The sequence below is a fragment of the Bacillus sp. FJAT-14266 genome (assembly GCF_001719225.1).
Taxonomy (GTDB): Bacteria; Bacillota; Bacilli; order Bacillales; family Bacillaceae; genus Bacillus; species Bacillus subtilis.
Genome location: NZ_CP017072.1, coordinates 772187 through 796003, shown reverse-complemented (window position 1 = coordinate 796003; position 23817 = coordinate 772187). Strand labels below are relative to the sequence as shown.

Annotated in this window: 22 protein-coding genes; 6 read left to right on the top strand and 16 right to left on the bottom strand. The window is 43.6% G+C overall.

What is annotated here, in order from left to right:
• Window positions 1-22 precede the first annotated feature (22 nt).
• Both pchR and BGM23_RS04175 read left to right on the top strand, forming a co-directional pair.
• The gene (gene pchR / locus BGM23_RS04180; protein ID WP_003228073.1) at window positions 23-532 is read left to right on the top strand and encodes a pulcherriminic acid biosynthesis transcriptional regulator PchR; all 510 of its coding nucleotides are present in this window, start codon (window positions 23-25) and stop codon (window positions 530-532) included.
• Between the two features lie 20 nt (window positions 533-552).
• Window positions 553-1764, top strand: coding sequence for an MFS transporter (locus tag BGM23_RS04175; protein ID WP_029725981.1), 1212 nt, complete (start codon window positions 553-555; stop codon window positions 1762-1764).
• 27 nt (window positions 1765-1791) lie between these two features.
• Here BGM23_RS04175 and BGM23_RS04170 read toward each other — a convergent pair whose 3' ends face one another.
• Genes BGM23_RS04170 through yvlA form a run of 4 tightly spaced genes read right to left on the bottom strand, consistent with a single transcriptional unit; the run spans window position 1792 to window position 3803 of the window.
• Window positions 1792-2151: a phage holin family protein gene (locus BGM23_RS04170; protein ID WP_003228066.1), complete on the bottom strand. Its 360-nt coding sequence runs from the start codon at window positions 2149-2151 to the stop codon at window positions 1792-1794.
• A gap of 1 nt (window position 2152) precedes the next feature.
• Window positions 2153-2350, bottom strand: coding sequence for a PspC domain-containing protein (locus BGM23_RS04165; RefSeq protein WP_003228065.1), 198 nt, complete (start codon window positions 2348-2350; stop codon window positions 2153-2155).
• Window positions 2351-2354: 4 nt separating this feature from the next.
• Window positions 2355-3452, bottom strand: coding sequence for a DUF4097 family beta strand repeat-containing protein (locus BGM23_RS04160; RefSeq protein ID WP_029725982.1), 1098 nt, complete (start codon window positions 3450-3452; stop codon window positions 2355-2357).
• Between the two features lie 24 nt (window positions 3453-3476).
• A complete protein-coding gene (gene yvlA, locus BGM23_RS04155) occupies window positions 3477-3803 on the bottom strand; it encodes a protein YvlA (protein ID WP_003244375.1) in 327 nt (108 codons plus the stop codon).
• Between the two features lie 217 nt (window positions 3804-4020).
• On the opposite strand from yvlA, the gene BGM23_RS04150 reads away from it, so the two are divergent.
• Window positions 4021-4251: a hypothetical protein gene (locus BGM23_RS04150; RefSeq protein WP_003228059.1), complete on the top strand. Its 231-nt coding sequence runs from the start codon at window positions 4021-4023 to the stop codon at window positions 4249-4251.
• Window positions 4252-4449: 198 nt separating this feature from the next.
• Here BGM23_RS04150 and hag read toward each other — a convergent pair whose 3' ends face one another.
• From hag to BGM23_RS04130, 4 genes are all read right to left on the bottom strand, one after another.
• On the bottom strand, window positions 4450-5271 hold the full coding sequence (gene hag, locus BGM23_RS04145) for a flagellin Hag (protein WP_029318328.1): 822 nt from the start codon (window positions 5269-5271) through the stop codon (window positions 4450-4452).
• A gap of 339 nt (window positions 5272-5610) precedes the next feature.
• The gene (uvrA, locus tag BGM23_RS04140; protein ID WP_003228057.1) at window positions 5611-8484 is read right to left on the bottom strand and encodes an excinuclease ABC subunit UvrA; all 2874 of its coding nucleotides are present in this window, start codon (window positions 8482-8484) and stop codon (window positions 5611-5613) included.
• Window positions 8485-8491: 7 nt separating this feature from the next.
• A complete protein-coding gene (gene uvrB, locus BGM23_RS04135; protein ID WP_003228054.1) occupies window positions 8492-10477 on the bottom strand; it encodes an excinuclease ABC subunit UvrB in 1986 nt (661 codons plus the stop codon).
• A gap of 185 nt (window positions 10478-10662) precedes the next feature.
• Window positions 10663-10893, bottom strand: coding sequence for a CsbA family protein (locus BGM23_RS04130; protein ID WP_003228053.1), 231 nt, complete (start codon window positions 10891-10893; stop codon window positions 10663-10665).
• Window positions 10894-11339: 446 nt separating this feature from the next.
• Here BGM23_RS04130 and BGM23_RS04125 point away from each other — a divergent pair, with 446 nt between their 5' ends.
• From BGM23_RS04125 to BGM23_RS04115, 3 genes are all read left to right on the top strand, one after another.
• Window positions 11340-13835 carry a PEP/pyruvate-binding domain-containing protein gene (locus BGM23_RS04125; RefSeq protein ID WP_046663985.1) on the top strand — a complete coding sequence of 832 codons (2496 nt, stop codon included), beginning with the start codon at window positions 11340-11342 and terminating at the stop codon, window positions 13833-13835.
• 75 nt (window positions 13836-13910) lie between these two features.
• Window positions 13911-14480, top strand: coding sequence for a TetR/AcrR family transcriptional regulator (locus BGM23_RS04120; RefSeq protein WP_003228051.1), 570 nt, complete (start codon window positions 13911-13913; stop codon window positions 14478-14480).
• A gap of 30 nt (window positions 14481-14510) precedes the next feature.
• Window positions 14511-15845 carry an MFS transporter gene (locus tag BGM23_RS04115; protein WP_003228043.1) on the top strand — a complete coding sequence of 445 codons (1335 nt, stop codon included), beginning with the start codon at window positions 14511-14513 and terminating at the stop codon, window positions 15843-15845.
• A gap of 47 nt (window positions 15846-15892) precedes the next feature.
• Here the strand turns inward: BGM23_RS04115 and minJ are convergent, their stop codons facing one another.
• From minJ to prfB, 8 genes are all read right to left on the bottom strand, one after another.
• Window positions 15893-17086, bottom strand: coding sequence for a cell division topological determinant MinJ (minJ, locus tag BGM23_RS04110; RefSeq protein ID WP_003228042.1), 1194 nt, complete (start codon window positions 17084-17086; stop codon window positions 15893-15895).
• A gap of 78 nt (window positions 17087-17164) precedes the next feature.
• Window positions 17165-17518, bottom strand: a complete 354-nt coding sequence (gene swrA / locus BGM23_RS04105) for a swarming motility protein SwrAA (RefSeq protein WP_015251121.1) — start codon at window positions 17516-17518, stop codon at window positions 17165-17167.
• 383 nt (window positions 17519-17901) lie between these two features.
• Window positions 17902-19344, bottom strand: a complete 1443-nt coding sequence (gene ctpB, locus BGM23_RS04100; RefSeq protein ID WP_003228041.1) for a carboxy-terminal processing protease CtpB — start codon at window positions 19342-19344, stop codon at window positions 17902-17904.
• Window positions 19345-19483: 139 nt separating this feature from the next.
• Complete coding sequence (gene ftsX, locus BGM23_RS04095) at window positions 19484-20374, bottom strand: permease-like cell division protein FtsX (RefSeq protein WP_015251119.1); 891 nt, start codon at window positions 20372-20374, stop codon at window positions 19484-19486.
• Complete coding sequence (ftsE, locus tag BGM23_RS04090; protein WP_003228039.1) at window positions 20367-21053, bottom strand: cell division ATP-binding protein FtsE; 687 nt, start codon at window positions 21051-21053, stop codon at window positions 20367-20369. Before ftsE ends, ftsX begins: the two co-directional genes overlap by 8 nt.
• Window positions 21054-21287: 234 nt before the next feature.
• Window positions 21288-21626: a cytochrome c551 gene (gene cccB, locus BGM23_RS04085; RefSeq protein WP_003242725.1), complete on the bottom strand. Its 339-nt coding sequence runs from the start codon at window positions 21624-21626 to the stop codon at window positions 21288-21290.
• Window positions 21627-21674: 48 nt separating this feature from the next.
• The gene (locus tag BGM23_RS04080) at window positions 21675-22520 is read right to left on the bottom strand and encodes a YitT family protein (RefSeq protein WP_003242677.1); all 846 of its coding nucleotides are present in this window, start codon (window positions 22518-22520) and stop codon (window positions 21675-21677) included.
• Window positions 22521-22686: 166 nt separating this feature from the next.
• Window positions 22687-23788, bottom strand: a protein-coding gene (prfB, locus tag BGM23_RS04075; protein ID WP_010886623.1) for a peptide chain release factor 2 whose coding sequence is annotated in 2 segments (ribosomal slippage) — window positions 22687-23715 and window positions 23717-23788 — 1101 coding nt in all. Because the reading frame shifts where the segments join, the coding sequence is not laid out codon by codon here.
• Window positions 23789-23817: the final 29 nt, after the last annotated feature.

Genomic DNA, 23817 nt, shown 5'->3' with positions numbered 1-23817 from the left:
TTCCTAAGAAAGAAGGTAGCCTATGTCTGATTTGACAAAACAGATGATATACGACATATACGTGAGACTGCTGCACCTTAATGAACAAAAAGCGAACACTTCACTTCAGCAATTTTTTAAGGAGGCCGCAGAAGAGGATGTAGCTGAAATTCCCAAAAATATGACAAGCATTCACGTCATTGACTGCATCGGCCAGCATGAACCCATTAACAATGCGGGGATTGCCAGAAAAATGAACTTATCGAAAGCGAATGTAACGAAAATCAGCACAAAACTGATCAAGGAAGAATTCATTAACAGCTATCAGCTGACAGATAACAAAAAAGAAGTTTATTTTAAATTAACCCGTAAAGGCAGACGGATTTTCGACTTACATGAGAAACTGCATAAAAAAAAGGAGCTGGCTTTTTACCAATTCCTCGATTCATTTTCACAAGAAGAACAAAAGGCTGTATTGAAGTTTCTAGAGCAGTTGACGTCAACACTTGAAGCAGAACAAACCGATGGGACTCCGGACAAACCTGTAAAGTAAACAAAAAGGCGGTGTACACTTTGGCTCATACAAAATCAAAGGCAGTATTGATCTTATACACTGTTTGCTTCAGTGCATTATTTGCATCTTTAAGCCAGAACATTTATTCACCTATTCTTCCGATCATTAAAGAATCATTCCATGTTTCCACAGCTATGGTGAACCTGTCAGTCTCAGTTTTTATGATTGTGACAGCAATAATGCAAATTATATTAGGAGCGATCATTGATTTTAAAGGCGCTCGGATCGTCTTGATTACCGGTATTCTGGCAACGGCAGCAGCCAGCATCGGCTGTGCGGTGACTACTGACTTTACTTTGTTTCTGATATTCAGAATGATACAGGCAGCCGGTTCCGCAGCACTGCCTCTTATTGCTGCCACAACGATCGGACAGCTGTTTACAGGCAATGAACGCGGGAGTGCAATGGGAACGTATCAAATGCTCCTGTCTGTCGCACCGGCTATTGCCCCAGTTCTAGGAGGATTCATAGGCGGAGCAGCCGGATACGAAGGGATTTTTTGGATACTTGCGGCCATCTCGATCGTTTTGCTGGTGACAAACAGCATCACCTTTCCTAAAGATTCTCCAACTGAATCTATGCAGCAAGCCAAAGGCAATGTGTTCGCTCATTATAAATCAATATTTACAAATCGAACAGGGAACGTCATTTTGACTTTAAGTTTTGTTCTCTTTTTCATTTATTTTGCAGTAATTGTCTACCTCCCAATATTGCTGACAGAGCATTACCATATAGATGTGGGTATAGCAGGACTGTTATATTTGCCGCTGGCGCTGAGCACGATTGCAGGTACGTTTCTGTTTAAAAGAATACAGGCAAAAATCGGGCTACACACCTTGTTTATCGGAAGCAATGTGATTGCCGCCTGCAGCATCATTTTATTTGCTGTTACACATTCCGTTTCTCTCGTTCTCATGGCTCTGACGCTGGCACTGTTTGGCATCTCGATGGGGGTTATTCCTCCCTTGTACTCTACAATGATTACTAATGAATTTGAGCACAACAGAGGGAGTGCAATCGGAATGTTTAACTTTATCCGATATACAGGCATGGCAGCAGGTCCGATGGTATCTGCCTACTTGCTCACAATGATGCCGTCTGCCATTTCCTTTAGCCTCCTAGGCCTTGGATTTGCCGCATTGAGCTTTTGCCTTCTTCCGCCAATGTTTTCGCCGCAGAAGCGCACGAAACAAAAAAAGCACCACATGTAAAAAAGCTGCCTTTGCGGGCAGCTTTTTTTATTTTTTTCTAAGCGGCTCTAAAATGCCTTTTTGAATCAGCAAATGGAAGACCGACAGGATAACGGAGGCCCATATCGCTGTGCCGAAGCCGTCGATTTGAAAGCTGTCACCCATAATGGACGCGGTCATCATAAGCGTGATGGCGTTAATCACAAACAAGAAGAGTCCAAGCGTCACCATCGTGACCGGCAGTGTAAATATAATTAAAAGCGGTTTAATCAGCACGTTTAAGATCGATAAAATGAGGCTGGCGATAATCGCTGCCCCAATGCTGCTGATATGGATGGAGTCAATATATCCATCAATGACGATTAATAACAATGCATTGACTAAAATGCTGACTGCCCATTTTACCATGTCATTTCATATCCCTTTCTGACGGGACGATAAAAATCCAAATGATATAAATGAGCAAAACCGGCAAGACACTTGTCATAATGGCTAAGATGACAGTTATGACTCTGAGGAGTGATGCGTCCCAATTGAAATATTCCGCGAGACCTCCGATAACACCGGCGATTTTCTTATTTTTTTCTGAGCGATAAAGCTTATTCATTCGATCACCTCTGTGAGTACTTTAGTTTGATGGCGCCTGTTAGTGATTCTGAGAAGACGGTGATGTTTTGATCATGTGCCTGATTTGAAGTGAACATCATTTCTTTTTGAATCGTATCATTTTTTTCCTTCAGCATCTCTACATCCATTAATTCATGGGACAGCGTACCAAGATTGCTTTTCAGCTCTGCCTTCACTGCGAGATCGTCCGGAATTGCAAGCTCTACATTTCCAGTCGTTGTTTTTGCATAAATGGAGCGGCAGTCTGATTCTGTTACGTTAATCGCAATATTTCCGTTAAAGCTTTGAACGTCAATGGATTCGCTTTTCCCTCGGAGATCGATCAATCCGTTAATGGTTTCCGCTTCTATCGTACCGCAGCTGTGGCTTGCGAGCTTAATTTGCCCGTTGGCCGTTTCAGCTATGGCTTTTTCGGCTGTTAAATACGAGAACGACAGCACGCCGTTTGTCGTTTTCGCTGAGAACTCTTTTACATGTAAATGTTCCCCTCTGACCGGACCGTTAAACAGCTTCACCCGAATCTTATCATACTCCTTCTGAGGAATATACAAAGTGACATTCGTTTTCATCGTCTTTTTCTCAGTACGGATAAAAAACTTATTACCTTTGATTTCACATTCAATATGCTGAAGAAATGCGTGTCTCGCCGCATCCTGGTTGTCAGCGCGATATACCTTCGCCTGGCATTCCGCTCTGATATCGTCATCTTCCCAAGGGACGATATTTACGCTGCCATTGGCAATTTGCAGCTCAACACTGGAAAAGTCAGTATCTTTAAATTGAAAAATGTGCTGAACATCATACGCATGGCCAAAGTTTAAATCAAGGTCAACTTCCTTGACCTTTTTCACAGCAGAATCAATCCAGTCAAACAGCTTGGCTCCTAAAGACGGTTTACCGCTTTCTTTTTTTGCCGTTGTAAATGGCTCTTCCTCGTCATGAACGTGAACTGAGAGCGCTGTGATTTTCTCTTCTTTTTCCTTGTAGTCGCTGTCAAGCTTTTCAATCAGTGTCAAAGCTTCTTGTGCTGTAAGCTTTCCTTCCTCAACAAGCTTAAGGATTCGTTCCTTTTCTTGCTTCATTACGATCTCCTCCCCATTGTCTACTTATGCTGCACGCAGGACCTTAATGCCCTGAATCACATTCCAAATGATAATGCCAATGACAACTAAGAAATAAATAACCGCTCCCCCGATGATTACAAATACAGGAAGCAAGCTGTCTCCATCAATCGCAACGGCTCCGCCAAGTAAAGCAATAAAAAGGAACAGCCAGCCGACAAACGGAACAATGTGAGAAATAAGAGAGCGTATCGCATGGCGTTTTGTTTCTTTCTCATTTACAACAAAATATGCGACAATCGGCACAATGATTGGCGCAATGAACACACTGAAATAACAAAGTGATGCAATAATAGCTTGATTACGGTTCAATTCATTCCACACTCCTATTGTGAATTGTCCATGACAAAAGATCAGGGACGTTTTACTTATTTATACGTTTAAAATCTCTTCAGGTTTCAAATTCATTCTTTAGACATGCTCCGATTTACGGAAATTGGATTTTAAAAAGTTTTAGAAGTAGAATCTTCCGGCTATACCGATTACAATATGTAAAAAGCTTACGGCAACCAAGGAGGCTGGACAAGCAATGGAGAAAGATCCCAGTGACTATACAGTAACACAAGAATCAGTGTTAAAGCTGATTCAGGAACAAAAAAGAATGAATCGTGAAATGATCACCGAGCTTGAGCAGATTCACGGACCCTTCCCGATCTCTCACGATATCCAATATATAAAAGTGCTGCTCGACAGCAGCAACACACATATTGTTCAAGATTTAATGAGTGTAAGTAAGCAGCTGTATAAGAAGACTTTGTAATTGCGGAAAACATATCATTCATTATAACTGAAACAAAGCTAAAGGTTAGATGACAATATCTTGCCTTTTTTGTTTTGAAAAAACAAGTGATTCCCTGGCTGTCACAAAATGATTGTAACAAAAAAAGCCTGCCGGCACATCCAGTTAATGGACTCTGTCGGCAAGCTGTAACTATCAGAAAGAGATAGCCGTTCAAAATTAACGTAACAATTGAAGCACGTTTTGCGGCTGTTGGTTTGCTTGAGCAAGCATCGCTTGAGAAGCTTGAGAAAGAATGTTGTTCTTTGTGAAATCGCTCATTTCTTTCGCCATGTCAACGTCACGGATGCGAGACTCAGCAGCTGTTAAGTTTTCAGAAGAAGCACCAAGGTTGTTGATTGTGTGCTCTAGACGGTTTTGTACCGCACCAAGTTTAGCACGTTGGTTTGAAACACTTGTAATTGCACTATCGATTTTAACAATCTCAGTGTCAAAACTAAAATCATCTGCTGAAACATCGATACCTTTTACTCCTAAAGTTGTTGCATCCATGTTACCAATTGTAACATTAATATTTTGGCCAGCATTTGCACCAATTTGGAATGTAAATCCTGCTGTTTCACTACCGTCTAAAAGTTTTTTTCCGTTAAATTCAGTACGTTGAGAAATTCCATCGATCTCTTCAGTTAAAGCATCCATTTCATCTTTAATTGCAGTTAAATCTTCAGTTTGCTGTGTACCTGTGTTTCCTGCTTGAACAGTAAGTTCACGCATACGTTGAAGGATTGCATGGGTTTCAGTCAATGCACCCTCAGCTGTTTGGATAAGAGAAATTCCGTCTTGAGAGTTTTTAGAAGCCATTTCAAGACCTCTGATTTGTCCTCTCATTTTTTCAGAGATCGCTAGACCCGCAGCGTCATCTCCCGCACGGTTGATGCGAAGACCTGAAGAAAGTTTCTCCATGTTTTTTGAGCTCGCACTGTTGTTTGAAGACAAACGGTTTAGTGTGTTAAGCGCTGCAATATTGTGGTTGATTCTCATGTGAAAAATACCTCCATGTGTATATGTTTTTGAAATCAAAGACTTCCTTTTCTTTGATTTCTGGCGTATCAGATTCCAATAAAGCTTCTAACCTATGTAGATTCAGTTATTGCTTAAGGATGCCTTTAAGCCCCTTAATAGGGTTTGTCTGCTTAATTTGGAAATCATCATCCGCCTTTCAATTCATATATCGACAGCAATTTGTAAATGTTTAGGCGTTTTCCCAAAGAAATTATACCAAAGACGAATCTAAACCTATTATGCCGTAAAGAAAAAGCTTGCCTGCTAAGCCCAAGGATGGACTTGCTGACAAGCTGTCCCCTCTTAACAGAGGTTTTTTTAAGATGTAGCTGTTTCTTTCGCTTTCAAGAGCGATTTCATGCGTGTTTTGTCACGTTCGATAACAGGCTTCAAATAACGGCCTGTATACGATTCTTCCACTTCAGTGATTTCCTCAGGCGTTCCAGACGCGACAATGGTTCCGCCTCCGGCTCCGCCTTCCGGGCCCAAATCCACAATGTAATCGGCCGTCTTAATGATATCAAGGTTGTGCTCAATAACCAGTACAGTGTCTCCGTTGTCTACCAACCGTTGCAGCACGACAAGAAGCCTGGCGATATCGTCGACATGCAAACCTGTCGTCGGCTCATCTAAAATGTAGAGCGTGCGTCCGGTTGAGCGTTTGTGCAGCTCTGACGCGAGCTTCACGCGCTGCGCTTCTCCGCCTGACAAGGTCGTCGCCGGCTGGCCGAGCGTAATATAACCTAAACCAACATCATAAAGGGTTTGGAGCTTGCGTTTGATTTTCGGGATATTTTCAAAGAAAGAAAGAGCATCTTCAACCGTCATATCAAGCACATCAGAGATGCTTTTTCCTTTGTACGTCACTTCAAGCGTTTCACGGTTATAGCGTTTGCCGTGACACACCTCGCATGGAACGTATACGTCAGGAAGGAAGTGCATTTCAATTTTAATAATCCCGTCTCCGCGGCAGGCTTCACATCGTCCGCCCTTCACGTTGAAGCTGAAACGGCCTTTTTTATAGCCGCGGACCTTCGCTTCATTTGTCTGCGCGAATACATCACGAATGTCATCAAATACACCGGTGTATGTCGCAGGGTTGGATCTCGGCGTTCTTCCGATTGGCGCCTGGTCAATGTCAATGACTTTATCTAAATGATCCAAACCTTTAATCTCTTTATGGCTGCCGGGCTTCGCTTTCGCTTTATGAAGCTTTTGCGCCAGCGCCTTATGCAAAATTTCATTAACGAGTGTACTCTTTCCTGAACCGGAAACACCTGTAACTGCTGTAAACGTCCCAAGCGGGAACTTGGCATTCACTTTTTTCAGGTTGTTTTCTGAAGCACCTTTAATTTCAATGTAACGTCCGTCCGGCTTTCTTCTTTCAGGAGGCAATGGGATAAACTTTTTCCCTGATAAATAGCTGCCCGTTAATGAGTTTGGATCTTCCATCACTTCTTCCGGCGTACCCGCAGATATCACCTGTCCGCCGTGAATGCCGGCTCCCGGTCCAATGTCTATTAAATAATCTGCTGCCATCATCGTGTCCTCATCATGTTCGACAACAATCAGCGTGTTCCCGAGGTCTCTCATATTTTTCAGAGCGCTGATCAAGCGGTCGTTATCACGCTGATGCAGACCGATAGACGGCTCATCTAAAATATAAAGCACACCGGATAAACGCGAGCCAATTTGTGTCGCCAGCCTGATGCGCTGCGCCTCTCCCCCGGACAATGTACCCGCTGCCCTGCTCAATGTCAGGTAATCGAGGCCGACTTTGTCCAGAAAGCTTAAGCGCTCCACAATTTCGCGCAAAATCAAATTGGCGATCTGCATATCCTTCTCAGAAAGGGTAAGGTCTTTGAAAAAGGCAAGTGCGTCGGCGACAGACAGCTCGGTAATTTTTCCGATGTGGCGGCCGTCAATCAGTACGGCAAGCGCCTCTTTCTTTAACCGATAGCCTTTGCACGTTGGACAAGACTTCTGAGACATATACTGCTCCATTTGCTCACGTATGAAATCGGAGCCTGTCTCCTTATAGCGTCTTTCAATGTTGCGCAATACGCCTTCAAATTGAATTTCACCTTCGCGGATTTGTCCAAAATCATTTTCATATCGGAAATAAATCAGGTCATCTCCGCTGCCGTACAGCACTTTATCCAGTTGATGCTTCGGCAAATCTTTGACCGGCACATCCATATCAATCCCGTAGTGGGTGCAGACTGCCTCAAGCAGCTGAGGATAATATTGTGAGCTGATCGGTGTCCAAGGGGCGACCGCATTCTCCTTCAATGACAAATCTTGATTGGGGATGACAAGATCGGCATCCACTTCAAGCTTCATTCCGAGACCGTCACACGTCGGACACGCCCCGAACGGACTGTTAAACGAAAACAGACGCGGCTCAAGCTCACCAATTGAAAATCCGCAGTGCGGACAGGCATGATGCTCGCTGAACATCAGCTCTTCCTCACCGATGACATCGATCATAACCCGTCCTTCACCTAAACGGAGCGCCGTTTCCAATGAATCTGATAGCCGGGCTGCCACTCCTTCTTTCACGACAATCCGGTCAATGACAACCTCAATGGAATGCTTCTTATTCTTTTCTAATTCGATATCGTCAGAAAGCTCAGCCATCTCGCCGTCAATTCTGACTCTGACATAGCCTTGTTTTCTAATCTGTTCAAGCACTTTGACATGAGCGCCTTTTCGGCCTGAGACAATCGGCGCCAGCACCTGAAGCTTCGTCCGTTCCGGGTATTCCAGAATTCTGTCCACCATTTGCTCGATGGTCTGGGATGTAATCTCAATTCCGTGCTCCGGACAATGAGGCTTCCCTACTCTCGCATATAAAAGACGCAGATAATCATAAATCTCAGTTACCGTACCGACAGTAGACCTCGGATTACGGCTTGTTGTTTTCTGATCAATGCTGATGGCGGGAGAGAGCCCCTCAATTGCATCCACATCAGGCTTATCCATTTGCCCTAAAAACTGGCGGGCATAAGCAGACAGCGACTCGACATACCGTCTCTGTCCTTCAGCATATATCGTGTCAAAGGCAAGGGAGGATTTACCTGATCCGGACAAACCCGTGACAACGACAAGCTGATCTCTCGGAATCGTTACATCTATATTTTTCAGGTTATGCGCCCTGGCTCCCTTCACCTCTATCCGATCCATAGCCATTTGTTCATCATCCTTCCGCTTTTAGCTCTAAAAGTAAATCGCGAAGCTCCGCGGCTCTCTCAAAGTCAAGCGCCTTGGCGGCTTCCTTCATTTCATGCTCCATCTGTTCAACGACTTTCTGGCGTTCTTTCTTCGTCATTTTCGACAGCTTCGGCGCGGCTTTTGTTTTGTATTCCGCTTTATCCTCAGCTGCTACTGTGGCACGAATGACATCGCGAATTTCTTTATTTATCGTTTTCGGCGTAATGCCGTGCTCTTCATTAAACCGCTCCTGCTGCTCGCGGCGGCGTTTTGTTTCATTAATCGCAATTTCCATAGACTTCGTTATTTTATCGGCGTACATAATGACGCGGCCTTCCGCATTTCTCGCTGCCCGTCCGATGGTCTGGATCAGCGACCGCTCCGAACGAAGGAAACCTTCCTTATCCGCATCCAAAATCGCAACAAGGGATACTTCGGGAATGTCCAAACCTTCCCTCAGCAGGTTGATGCCGACAAGCACATCGTACTTGCCAAGGCGCAGGTCGCGGATAATTTCAATCCGTTCAAGCGTCTTGATCTCAGAATGCAGATAGTTTACTTTAATGCCGATTTCCTTTAAATAATCGGTCAGATCCTCTGACATCTTCTTCGTCAAAGTTGTCACAAGCACCCGTTCATTCCGCTCGATTCTAGCTTGAATTTCGCCGATCAAGTCGTCAATCTGACCTTCGATTGGACGGACGTCAATAAGCGGGTCAAGAAGCCCCGTCGGACGAATGATCTGTTCGACCATTTCATCTGTATGTTCAATCTCGTACGGCCCTGGTGTTGCTGATACATACACGATATTGTGCATATGCTTTTCAAATTCCTCAAAACGAAGCGGACGGTTATCAAGCGCTGATGGAAGCCGGAAGCCGTGATCCACGAGCACCTGTTTCCGCGCCTGGTCTCCGTTAAACATGCCGCGCACCTGAGGAATTGTCACATGCGACTCATCCACCACGATCATAAAATCGTCTGGGAAATAATCAAGAAGCGTATACGGCGTTGAACCTGGAGGCCGCAGCGTCAAATGTCTTGAATAGTTCTCGATGCCGGAGCAGAAACCCATTTCACGCATCATTTCAAGATCATATCTTGTCCGCTGCTCTAAACGCTGCGCTTCAAGGAGCTTTCCGTTTTCATGCATGACCTTCAGCTGCTCCTCAAGCTCCTTCTCGATATTTTGAATCGCCTTCTCCATTTTCTCGGCTCGCGTTACGAAGTGGGATGCCGGGAAAATCGCAACATGATCTCGGTCGCCGAGAATTTCTCCTGTCAGCGCATCCACTTCCCGAATCCGTTCGATTTCGTCACCGAAAAATTCAACTCTGATACAATGCTCATCACGGGATGCCGGAAAGATTTCCACTACATCCCCGCGCACACGAAATGTACCGCGCTGAAAGTCGATATCGTTGCGGGCATATTGGATGTCTACAAGTTTTCTGAGCAGCTCGTTGCGCTCAATTTCCATTTCAGTCCGCAGTGACACGACCATTTCCCGGTATTCCTCAGGCGAACCGAGGCCGTATATACAAGACACACTCGCAATAATAATGACATCTCTACGCTCAAACAAAGCTGATGTGGCGGAGTGTCTCAGTTTATCAATTTCATCATTAATACTAGCGTCTTTCTCTATAAATGTATCCGTTTGAGGCACATACGCCTCCGGCTGATAATAATCATAGTAGCTGACAAAATACTCGACAGCATTGTTCGGAAAAAATTCCTTGAACTCACTGTAAAGCTGTCCAGCAAGGGTTTTGTTATGGGCAATCACGAGAGTCGGCTTATTAACTTCTTTAATCAAATTAGACACCGTAAATGTTTTCCCAGTTCCTGTTGCACCCAGCAGAGTCTGATGCTTCTTGCCCTCCTGAATTCCTTTCACAAGCTTTTCAATGGCTTTCGGCTGATCTCCCTGGGGCTGATATTTCGAGACTAACTCAAAGCGATCTTTCACAAAAATAAGCCTCCGTTTCTTTAACGAAATCTTCCTATAGATATAGTAACACAATGGAAAGCAAAATCACTAAAAATACGAACTAAAGTTCGGTGGTTTTTTATTTCCAGCTGTTTTTGTGTATAAAAAACCTGCTTTTAAAACGTAAAAGCAGGTATTCGGTCTTTATATTCATTATGTCCGATTTATTCTTCTTTTTTCTCTGCAGCTTTTTTGGCCATATACAGTCCGCCAGCCACAAGAGACACAACATCCAATCCTACAATAAAATACGTTTCTGTATAGCCTTTTAAATAAGAGGCAAACAGCAATGCAGCTGTTAAAGCGATCGCCACATAATGATTAAAGGTGACTCTAGTAAATAGAACAACAAGCATAAAAGGGAAAAACAATGCAAAAACGGCTTTTGTAATCAACAAAAACCCTCCTCAGGGATTCTTCATCTGATCTGATTATAGTAAAAAATGAAGAATCGGACAATCGTGCATTCGCTCCCTCTACTACACCATACCCCTTTTCAGCCAAAATCAATCACCATATTTGCATTTTGGTGCCGGTCAAAACTTATTCCATGGTGCCGCTGTTCTAATCAGCGGCACTTTTTTTATTACATCATCAAGTCCGCCGCCAGATTCCGAGAATAAAAGAAAATAGGCATACAGTACCAGTACGGCCGCATTTTTCATGATAATCTAACTAACTTAACTATTCATTTTATTTAGGACTTTCTGCGTTTGACAGCATTTTCCTGAAAACCTACAATTGAATGATAGTGTTTACTATCATTTTTTAAAACACAGGCTCCGCAATAAAAAGACTAGAGAGAAAAACAAAATGAATGAAGAAAAGAGGGGTTTCAAATATGTATTCTGTTTTATTTCGCCAGGCAGAAGAGTCCAGCCAGCTGGCTGGAGCAAAAGGAATGAATTTGATTAAATTGACCAAACACGGTCTTCCTGTTCCGGACGGGTTTATTATTCAAACGAATGCGCTCGCACGTTTTATGGAGGACAACCAGCTTCAAGAGACTAGTGAAAACGTCGAAGGCGGGATCATTTCCGGAACATTTTCGGATGAGCTGAAAGATGAGCTGACTAGTTCCTTTTATAAGCTTAGAGAATCATATCGATCCGTAGCCGTGCGTTCTTCGTCTGCTTCGGAAGATTTAGAAGGCGCCTCATTCGCGGGTCAATATGAAACCTACTTAAATATCAAAACAGAGGAAGAGTTTCTGGCTAAAGTGAAAGAATGCTGGGCCTCATTTTTTTCTGTGCGGGTCAGCAGCTATAAGAAAAAAATGAACAATCAAATCGCAGAGCCGTTAATGGGAATAGTCGTTCAGGGGCTGATCGATTCAGAAATGTCAGGTGTTATCTTCAGCCGCAACCCTGTTACCCATGATGATAGAGAGCTTTTAATCAGCGCCAGCTACGGGTTGGGTGAAGCTGTTGTTTCAGGAAGTGTTACCCCAGACACGTTCATTGTTAATAAATCTTCGTTTGAGATTCAGAAAGAAATAGGTGCAAAGGAAATCTACATGGAGTCTGCGGCAGAAGGAATTGCTGAAAAAGAAACGAGTGAAGACATGCGCAGCCGTTTTTGCCTTACAGATGAACAAGTGATTGAATTGGCTGAAATCACAAAAAAAACCGAAGACCTGTACGGATATCCTGTTGATATAGAATTTGGAATTGCTGATCATCAAATATACCTTCTGCAAGCTCGCCCGATTACAACCATTGATCAGGACAAAAAGGCGGCAGAAGAAAAACGCAGCTTCATGATTACCGACACTGATATGAATGATTTCTGGCTTAACATGGAGTCTAATATTGAAGGTCCGGTGAGTCCGTTATTTTCATCCTTCATCGTGCCGGCATTGGAATATGGCTTGAAGAAGAGCATGCAAAAGTTTCCGATTGGTGTAGTTGTTGATGAAGTAAAACTTTATCGCGGACATATTTATTCCAAAAACCAAGGTGGACAGCAGCCTCCTTCTGAAGACTGCGGCAAAGAGCTTTTCCCGATTTTATCGGAGCATATGTATGACATCATCAATCACACATACCTCCCTTTTTACCGGACACTGGACCAGCTCGCACAAACTGAGCATACCGCAGAAAGCGCACTGGATGCTTTTCAAAAACTAAAGGCCTTTTATCTCACGGCTTATGAAGAGCACTTCAATATCGTTTTCCCGCAAATCCTTTTAACAAACAAACTGCAAGCGATGTATCAGGACATTCAAGGAGAGTCCGAAAACGCTCATTTTTACGAGATGCTGACAGGAAAAATGAACAAATCACTGGAAACGGACCGTTGCTTATGGCTATTTTCTGTGGAAGTTCAGGAGAACCCGAACCTTCTGACCATTTTTGAAAACAACAAGCCTGAACAGCTCCTGGAGAAATTAGAACAAACAGATGAGGGGAGACACTTCCTGAAGAACGTCCATGAATTCTTGCAAGAATACGGATGGAGATCTGTTAAAAGTCATGATCTGATTGAACAAATCTGGGTGGAAAATCCGTATTTCGCTCTGGCTAATATTCAAAATTATGTCCGTAATGGCTATCATTTTGACAATGAATTTCAGAAAACGAAAGAAAAACGAGAGAAATTATACAATGAATTCTTGGAAAACATAGAAGATCCCGGTTTGCGCACCGAATTTGACCGCTATTATCAATGGACACTGAACTCTGCAAATATAAAAGATGACCACCACTTTTATATTGACGCCATGCTGGATGCCAAGGCGAGAATCTTTCTGCTGAAGATAGGTGAATTGCTGGCGGAAAACGGTGTCATTCAAGATCGTGAGGACCTTTGGTTCTTATATGATGACGAAGTGGAACAAGCGCTTCTTCACCCTGTATCCCTGCAAGAAAAGGCTGAAAAACGCAGACAGATTTTTCATGAGTATGAGCTGGCCCAAGCCCCGGCCTACCTCGGCACCCCGACAAAAGAACAGCTCAAAGCAGCTGAAGAAATTGTCGGCGCTGTGATAGAGGATGAAAAAAACACAGAGAATCATATTTTTGGCATTGCGGCATCAAGCGGCATTGCGACAGGTCCGGTGAAAATCATTCGGGACGCCAATGAATTTTCTCAATTCGCGCCTGGGGACGTACTCGTTTGCAAGATGACCACACCGCTATGGACCAGCCTGTTTCAAGACGCCAAAGCGATTATTACAGACACAGGCGGCATTTTATCTCACGCTGCGATTATTGCCCGTGAATACGGCATTCCAGCCGTTCTCGGCACACGCACGGCAACCGAAAGACTGCGAGACGGTGACATCATCACTGTTGACGGAAGCAGCGGCAAAATCACAGTTGTCAGCCGGTCCTGATGCGTCCCCCTCTTTCTTATACAAGCGGGGCGGGTGTATACTTGTCCTGCCAGTATACTCGTGAGGTGAAACGTATTGAGACCGACAAACAAGAGAATCCTTGACGCTGCCATGCAGCTGCTCGTCAAAAAAGGATATCGCGCAACAACTACAAAAGAAATTGCAGAAAAAGCAAATGTAAGTGAAGCGACGATTTTCAGGAACTTTAAAAACAAACAAGGACTAGTTGAGGCTTTGCTTTCTCAGCATTCTTCAAACAGAGGCAGCATTTTGGAACAAACAGAAGGGGATTTGTACAAAGACCTGCTTCATATCGGAACCTGTCTCTTGGAGGAGCTCGACCATAGAAAAGATATCATTAAAATCAGCTTTCGTGAACCGGCCATGTTTCAGGATGTCATTAACCACGTCACTGAATATCCCCAATCTATGAAACAGCTATTGGTTGATTATCTCAAAACAATGGGTGAGAAAGGGGTTATTCAGACAGGAAATGAAGCGGAGCATGCCGACGTGTTCATGTCGATTATCTTCGGTTATTTCATTCACCGTCTCCACTTAGGAGACCGGGTCATATCAATGCCCCAGGAAAAAATGCTGGAGCACAGCACAGCTCTATTTGTCAAAGGAATTTCTGCTGATTAACTCCTTGGCATAATAAAAAGGAGGATCCCAATGAGCTCAAGAAAAGAATGGGCGCTGATCGTCTCGCTATTATTGGGGGCCATTCTAGTTCCCATTAACTCAACGATGATCGCGGTCGCGCTCTCATCTATTTCCCATACGTATAACGAGTCCATCGCAAGCATCACTTGGGTGGTTACCGTTTATTTAATCGTGATGGCAGTCACACAGCCGATTGCAGGGAAGCTCGGTGACATGTACGGCAATAAAACAATGTACTTATGGGGAGTCGGCCTTTTTCTAATCGCATCTCTAGGCTGCGCCCTTTCACCGAGTCTGCTCCTGTTAATTGTCTTTCGGGCATTGCAGGCTGTCGGCGGGGCATTGCTTACGCCAAACAGCATTGCCATTATCCGGCATGTTGTTTCTGAAAAACGCCTACCGAAAGTGTTTGGATTTTTCGGACTGGGTGCGGGACTTGGTGCAGCACTCGGGCCTTTTATCGGCTCTATACTGATTGACAGCTTCAGCTGGCATTCGATTTTTTGGGTCAACATCCCGTTCCTCGCCATTGCTTTATTTACGGCATTAACGATGTTTCCTCAATATAAAGAAAATAAATCTGACGCGCCGCTGGATATCATCGGCTCTCTCTTGCTTGCAGGCAGCATAGTTTCAATTATCCTGCTGACGAAAAATGAGGCTCCATGGGGATATGCGGTATACAGTGTATTGATACTTCTTTTTGTTCCGCTTTTTTTCAGAAGAGAAAAACGTACCAAGCACCCCATCATTGACTTTGCACTGTTTAAAAGCTCAACCTTTACAAATGCGAATCTATCAGTCTTGTTAAGCAATTTGATGATGTATGCCGTCTTATTGATTATGCCGTTATTTATGACGAACCAATTTGGGCTTAATACGTCTAACAGCGGGATGGCGCTTTCTGTATTTTCGATCTTCATGTCAGCCAGCAACTGGGTGGGCGCGCAGCTCCATCACAAATGGGGAGCCAAAAAAATCATTTTTCTTTCATTTGCCATGATGGCTGGTGCGAATCTATTATTTTTGCTGTTAAGCAGCTCGCATTCTGTCTTGTTCCTCATGGTCTCTCTTATCCTTGGCGGGCTCGCTTCCGGAGTCGGTCTGACCAGCATGCAGGTTTCATCCCTTGCCACAGTAGACCCCGGTATGTCAGGAGTGGCATCTGGGATTTTCTCGACCTTCCGTTATTTCGGAAGCATCATTTCATCAGCCTTAATTGGCCTGATTTCGGGATATCACATCCTATTTATGATTCTCTTTGCTGTATCCATCATCGGCGTTTTTGTTTCATTGGGCATCAAATCTGATGAAACGGCACGGATAGAAAAAAACTCAGCGTAACACAAAACAGCCCGGCATCGCATCTTCCTGCGGTGCCGGGCTGCCTTTTATGATCCCGAAGCGGCTGCTTCGTCTTCACGGTCATCCTTTACGAAGAGGATGCCCAATTCATGATGTTCTCCTTCATAAGAAGCTCGCTGGTCAAAACGAATTTCTCCATTCAAACCGATAATTTCAAGCTTTACATATGCACGGTTATGCTGAAGCGCTTCATAGAAATCAGAAACGTTCTTAACCGGTATGCCATTGACTTTCGTTATGATTTCCCCGATTTTCAATTCCAGATCCTCAGCCGGCGTATTGGGGATAATCCCAAGCACCATTAAGCCCTGATCCCTTTTCGAGAAATAAAACGGAGCCGCGTTATCATTCACTCTTTGCTTTATGGACAGAAAAATGCGCCCTAACAAAGCAGTACAGACCGCTGCACCCGCAAGCGGCGTCCACAGTAAGCTCGCTGCACCGAGAACTGCAACGGCAAGACCGAGAATACAAACGCGTTTCGCTGTGATCCTTATACTCGTTTCAGGCAGCGATCCCTGTACCCTTTGTCCAAATCCGACAAAGTAAGGAATCCATAGAAAATGGAATGAGCCGCCGGGAACAGTAAACACGGGCCACCAGCTAAGGTGCGATTCTAAACCATTGCCGGGCACGAGAAGGAACAGCGGCAAAAGCCAAACCCGGTTTGCCAGCTGCTGTCCGATCGGCAAACCACGGCTGCTTACGACAAGTGCCGGTGATGTTCTCACATGCGCAGAACGATAAGCAACCGCTCCTTCAGTGATAATCAGCAGACCTAGGAACACAGCCACAGCCGGCCAAACAACTGCAAATCCTTGCGGAAATCTCTCCAGAAAGGGCTCCGCCTGATATATTTGCAGTCCAAAACCTATCAGCATACTCACACTGACGATATATGCAGCAGACATCCAGTTTGCGCGAAGAGTGAACGCTGCCGCTGCAGTGATAACGGCAATAATCGCAAGTAAACCGAGAGGAATCGATATTCCGAGTCCACCTAAAATAACTGACAAAAGAAGACCTGGAATCAGTCCCTTAGTATATGTAAATTTCAGATCATCATAAATATCTGCTATTCTTGTATGAAAGGTTTTTCGTTCCCGTTTGATTCTTACATAGCCGAAAGCCAGGGTTATGATGATAAAAAACCAGAAAAGCGGGTGTAAGAAGAACAAGCCCGCGCTTTTTAACAGTTCAATTCCCCATTGAACAGACACTATCTCTCACCGCCTCAAGCCAAACATGTTACTCATATTCTATCAAATATTAAATGGCTTGGATATCCTCAGGAGAGTTTATCTCTCTTGCGTCATCCACAGCGTGACATTCGATAGTGAAAAATCCTTTAAATAGTGGTTTACATCCACATCCAATAACCCGCTGATTAGATGCATCGACCTTTTTATATCTGTCAGATTAATTCCTAATCGCTTATGGTTTTTCATTAAGTAGTTAAAATAATGTTTGGCGCATTCCTCATTAATGTCATTTACTGATTCGACATTGGTGTAATTGACCAAATATCTGCTGAACAGCATAAGAAGACTTAGTGCTTTTGTAGCTGAAAATGTTACGTCTTGTGTTCTGTCTTTTAATTGTTCCACTAATTCATAATATTTTTTTTCACGCACAATACTTGCCCTCTTCAATTGTGAACCCCCATTTTCTTTATACAGATAAGCACGGGCCAGTATAAGCAGCAGTACTGGAGTGCTAACAAGCATTCTCGCTAACGTTACTCTTTAAATACCTGTCGTTCAGCTGCCATTAACCTGATTACTGTTCTTTTTAGAACCTTCTTATATTGTATGAAGTAAACAAAGACTAGGCAACTTGCAAAAGTTTCATTTTAAATGCATATTAACTCGTTAGAAAGTCTCTCTCATATATTGATATCGGGTAATAACAGTCCTTTATAAATGTTTATTTGTGAAAATTTTTTTAATTTCTTGTCAAAAACTCATTTTTTATGTGACTTATGATCCATAATCTCTTTAAGCACAAAGAAACAGGAGATGGAATACCATCTCCTTTAATTGACAAATAATGATTTCAATGCTGTTTGAAGCTGCAAATCATTTTTTTCATCTGATTTTTTCTTTTCTATCTGCTGATTTAATGTCTCTGCAGTGCGAGTGTCGATCACACCGGTTTTATTCAGCTTGTTTTGATCCTGAAAAGCCATAACCGCTTTTTTCATGTCTTTGCTGAAATAGCCATCCTCACGTCCCGGATCAAAGCTGAGACCTTTTAACAATACCTGCGCATGCTTGACGTCTTCATTGTTCATGTCCACTTTAAGCGGCTCTTTCAGCTGTAAAGGCCCGGCGGAAAAATAATCGGGCTGCTTAATCGCAATGGTCGGTTCAATTCCTTTCTTATGAATCCAGTTTCCATTTGGCGTCAGCCACTTGTAAAGCGTTAATTTGATGTTGCTGCCGTCCCCCATTGGCACAGCCTGTTGAACCGTTCCCTTTCCAAAAGACGTATCGCCTACAACATCATAATGGCCAGCTTCCTTTAATGCGCCGGCAAGAATTTCTGATGCAGAGGCACTTCCTTTATCCGTAATCACATTGACAGGGTACGCTTTTTTATGGGTCAATGTTGAAAAATAACGTTTTTTATCCCCATTGCGTTCAGCAATCTGAATATACGGCTGATCCTTTGTAACGAAATGCTTAAGAATTTCTTCCACACTTTGAAGATATCCGCCCGGGTTGCCGCGTACATCAATGACAAGTCCTTCTATTTCTTTTTTCTCAAGCTCCCTCAGCGCTTTTGCAAAATCCTCTGCGGTGTGCTCAGAAAAAGTAGAGATGGCAATATATCCGACAGAATGCCCCTGTACTTTTTTCTCTGATGCAAAAACCGTTTCGAGCGGAATCTCAGCTCTCTTGATCCGGAATGACAGCTGCTTCTTCGTTCCAGGCCGCTGAATCTTCATTGAAACGCTGGACCCTTTTTTTCCTCTTATTTTTAACACAGCGTGGTTTAAATCCTTGCCGGCCATCGATTCTCCATTGATGCTGATAATTTCATCATTAGGCTTCAACCCGGCTTTTTCCGCTGGCGATTTCTTGAATGGGGAAACAATAATAATTTTGCCGTCTTCCATGCCAACCTCAGCCCCGATGCCTTCAAATGAGGAATCAAGAGAATCAGAAAATTGCTTAGCTGTCTGCTTGTCCATGTAAACAGAATAAGGATCATTTAGCGTAGACAGCATTCCCTGGATGGCTCCCTCGAGCAGCTTTTCTCTATCTACTTTTTCTACGTACTCATTCGAAATTAACTCATACGCTTTTTCGATTTTGTCCATAGCTTTATCCCGTTCAGAGTCAGCTTGTGCCGTCGCGGGAACTGCTGCAGTCTGGGGCTTATCCATCTCAAGCAGGTTGATTCCCGCATATACACCGGCGCCTCCGAACAGCATGCTCCCTGCTGCTATCACAGCCATTATTTTTTGATTCATCCTTTACTCCTCCTGTATGCCAGACTGTCTTTACCAAAACCTAGAGATAGTATATGTAAAGGATGGAGATTTCATGTAATCATAGAAGAAAAAGAAGGCAAATGAAAAGCCGTCCCGAAAACGGAACGGCTTTTTCACTTTATACTCGCAGAAACTTGCGGATGGAAGTCAGACTTCCCCATACTCCAATTACTGCGCCGATTGCAATCAGCACTAGCGAAACTTGGAATACAAATGGATTATAAGGAAGAAGAGAGACAAATGATCCTTGAACCTTTGGAACGACCCATCCGATAACGTATTGGTAAGTGCTCAGCACCAGTGCAATCGGAATCACAGAACCGAATACGCCTAGCAGCAATCCTTCAAGGAAAAACGGCCAGCGGATAAACCAGTTTGTCGCACCGACAAGCTTCATGATTTCAATTTCTTTTCTTCTTGCGAAAATTGTAATTTTAATGGTGTTGGAAATTAAGAACATCGCCGTAAATACCAGACCGATAATTAACGCGATTCCAATGTTGCGGGAAACGCCGACCACTTTAAACAAACGGCTGACCTCTTCTTTTCCATAAGTGACTTTATAAACATGATCCATTTTTTCGATCTTTTTCGCCACGTTCGGCGTATCATGCGGATCTGTCGTTTTGACGACAAACGCATCATTAAGCGGGTTTTCCTGATCCTTCATTGTCAGGGATTTTCCGCTGTCACCAAAACTGTCAACCAGCTGGTCAAGCTCTTTTTCTTTAGATGAAAAAGTGACACTCTGAATGCCCTTCAGTTCCTTAATATCGTTCTGAAGCTTGTCCTGTGCCTTCTGATCTGCAGTCAGATCAACCAGCACTTTGATTTCGACTTGTTTTTCTGCATTCGTGGCCATGTTATTCAAATTCAGCATAATCACTAAAAACACGCCGACTAAAATCAGCGTAACGGTTACAGCACTAATGGATGCAAATGTCATCCATGTGTTTCTCCCGAGAGATTTAAAACTCTCACGCAAGTGGCGCCCGAGAATTTTAATCATATGAACCATACTCCCCTCTTGACTCATCACGCACAATGATACCATCTTCGATTGCAATGACACGTTTCTTCATGGTGTTTACGATTTCTTTATTATGTGTCGCCATCACGACTGTTGTCCCGCGGTTGTTAATTTCCTCCAGCGTCTTCATGACTTCCCAGGACGTATCCGGATCAAGGTTTCCTGTCGGTTCATCAGCAATGACAACATCAGGGTTGTTCACAATTGATCTGGCAATAGATACACGCTGCTGCTCCCCGCCTGAAAGCTGGTCAGGAAATTGTCGCGCTTTATGCTTCAGCTGCACGAGATCAAGCACTTCAAGCACCCGTTTCTTAATAACAGACGGCTGTTCTCCAATCACTTCAAGGGCAAATGCCACATTTTCAAAAACAGTAAGTTTCGGAAGAAGCTTGAAATCCTGAAAGACAACGCCTATTTTTCGGCGCACGAAAGGAATCTCTTTTTCTTTAATTGTCGCGAGATCTTTATGATTGATTAAAATTTGTCCTTTTGTCGGTTTTTCTTCTCTGTAAATCATTTTAATAAAAGTAGATTTACCTGCTCCGCTCGGACCAACAACATACACAAACTCGCCGGGATGAATGGTAACAGAAATCCCATTGAGCGCTTTTACGCCGTTCGGATAGGCTTTATATACTTCCTTCATCTCTATCATGAAATCACCTAATCTTTTTATATCATTTTATCTATCACACGGTCATACTCTTCGAATGCATTCGACAATTTATGACCCATTCATTTGTAAAAAGATGAAAAATCTGAAAGTTCCCTTTTTCAATACACTTCATTATACGTCAAATTTAGACATAATACTATTACAGTTTCTTTTCATTCATATTGTCAAGGCATAAAAACATCCTTGCCGGCACTCGGCAAGGATGTTTTTATCTTACTTTTTTTCTGACAGCCATTTGGCAATAACAGCGGCTTCGTTATCATCTACAAGCCCCTTTGGCATATTGCCGCGGCCGTTTTTAATAATGCTTTCAATTTTGTGTTCATCGTATTTGCCTCCGACCTCTTGGAGATTAGGCCCTGACACACCTTCTAAATCCTTGCCGTGGCAGCCTACGCAGCTTTGCTGATATAATTCTTCCCCTTCAGATGCAGTGGCTTCCGTCTTGCTGCCAGTGTCTGTCTTCTCTTCTTTTGCATCGTTTGATCCGCAGGCAGCCAACAGAACAGAAAGCGCAAATCCAATCATTAGTATCGATAACTTTGATTTCATGTTGAGAAGCACAACTCCTTTACGATCTCTTCCATATTATAACCTCGTTTAAGCGCGTTTGAAACCCTCGCCCAGCACCTCGCTCGCGTCTGCTACAATTACAAAAGCTGACTCATCAATCTGTTTGACGATTTGTTTCAATTTGGTGAATTCAGTTTGCCCAACCACGCACATTAAAATCGGACGGTCATCGTCAGTATATCCGCCGACTGCAGAGATTTTTGTCACGCCTCTGTCAATCTTCTGTAAGACAGCCTCCTTGACAGCCTGCTCCTGCTTTGTAATGATGAGCGCCATTTTTGAACGATTAAAGCCGACTTGCACAACATCAATGGTTTTGCTGGATACATAGACGCCAAGCATGGCATATAAGCCTTGCTCAATATTAAATACAATCATAGCCGTAACAACGATCATTCCGTCAATGATGGCGAGACACTTCCCCAATGACAGACCGGAGTACTTATGAATGATCTGTGCAGCCAAGGCTGTTCCTCCCGTCGATCCTTTCCCTAAGTACACAATACCAATTCCGATACCTATCCCGACACCGCCAAAAATCGCCGCCAGGAGTTCATGATGAGTGGCGGGCTGAATATCCCTTGTCAGAAACACTACTAGCGGCAAAAACACAGAACCTGCAAGCGTCTTTAGCCCAAATTTCCCACCGAGCAAAATGACGCCAGCAATAAATAAAGGGATATTAATAATCCACTGTACATACGCTGCTTCAAAACCATATGATTGTAAAATCGTACTGATCCCGCTGACACCGCCGGCGGCAATCTTGTTCGGAAGCAAAAATACATTAAAGGACACGGCCGTAATCGCTGCTCCTATCAATATGTATACATAATCCCGCAAAATCCACAATGTTTTATTCCGTACGTCCATCATATATCCTCCGTTTCTTCCAATACTCTCCGATAGCATTTTAATCCTTCCCTGATTAGATGTAAATAACACCCAAATACAGTGGTAATATGCTAAAGCAGCAGTGAAATCAAGGATATAAGGAATTAAAAAAACACACCCGTATGCATCAGGTGTGTTTTTCAGCTTATGAAAGCTTAGAACGCAGGTAGGCATCAATAAACGTATCAATGTCACCATCCATTACAGCTTGAACGTTCCCCATTTCTGTATTGGTCCGATGATCTTTTACCATGGAATACGGATGGAATACATAAGAACGGATTTGGCTGCCCCAGCCGATTTCTTTTTGTTCACCGCGAATTTCATCCAGCTCTGCCTGCTGCTCTTCAATTCTGCGCTGATACAGCTTGGCCTTCAGCATTTTCATGGCTCTTTCACGGTTTTTAATTTGTGAGCGCTCCGTTTGGCATGTCACAACTACGTTCGTCGGCAAGTGAGTAATCCGAACAGCTGAATCCGTCGTATTGACGTGCTGTCCGCCCGCGCCGCTTGCACGGTACGTGTCAACTTTAATATCCTCCGTACGAATATCAATATCAATTTCATCGTTAAATTCAGGCATGACTTCACATGAAACGAAAGATGTGTGGCGGCGGCCTGATGAGTCAAATGGTGAGATCCGCACAAGACGATGGACACCTTTTTCTGCTTTGAGATACCCGTAAGCGTTGTGTCCTTTGATGAGCAATGTCACTGACTTGATTCCCGCCTCGTCACCTGGAAGGTAATCGAGTGTTTCTACTTTAAAGCCGCGGCGCTCTCCCCATCTTGTATACATTCTAAGAAGCATAGAGCCCCAGTCCTGTGACTCTGTACCGCCAGCACCAGGGTGCAGTTCTAAAATCGCGTTATTTTTATCATACGGCTCGCTGAGAAGAAGCTGAAGCTCAAACTCATTGAACTCTTTTGTTAATGATTTTAGTTCTTTTTCAAGCTCAAGCTGGAGATCAGTGTCCGGCTCTTCTTTCAAAAGATCATGAGTCATTTGTAATTCTTCGTGGGATTCATTCAATTTTTTATACGAATTGACATAATCCTTTAAACCGTTTGCTTCATTTATAACCGTTTGAGCTTTTTGCTGATCATTCCAGAATTCCGGATCAGCCATTTGTTCATCTAGCTCAGCAATGCGGGCCTCCTTTGATTCGAGGTCAAAGAGACCCCCTAAAGTCCGCTAAACGAGAAGCCATATTTTCGAGCTCTGCTCTAATTTCTGATAATTCCATTTCATTCACCTCATTAAAAGATCCGCAGG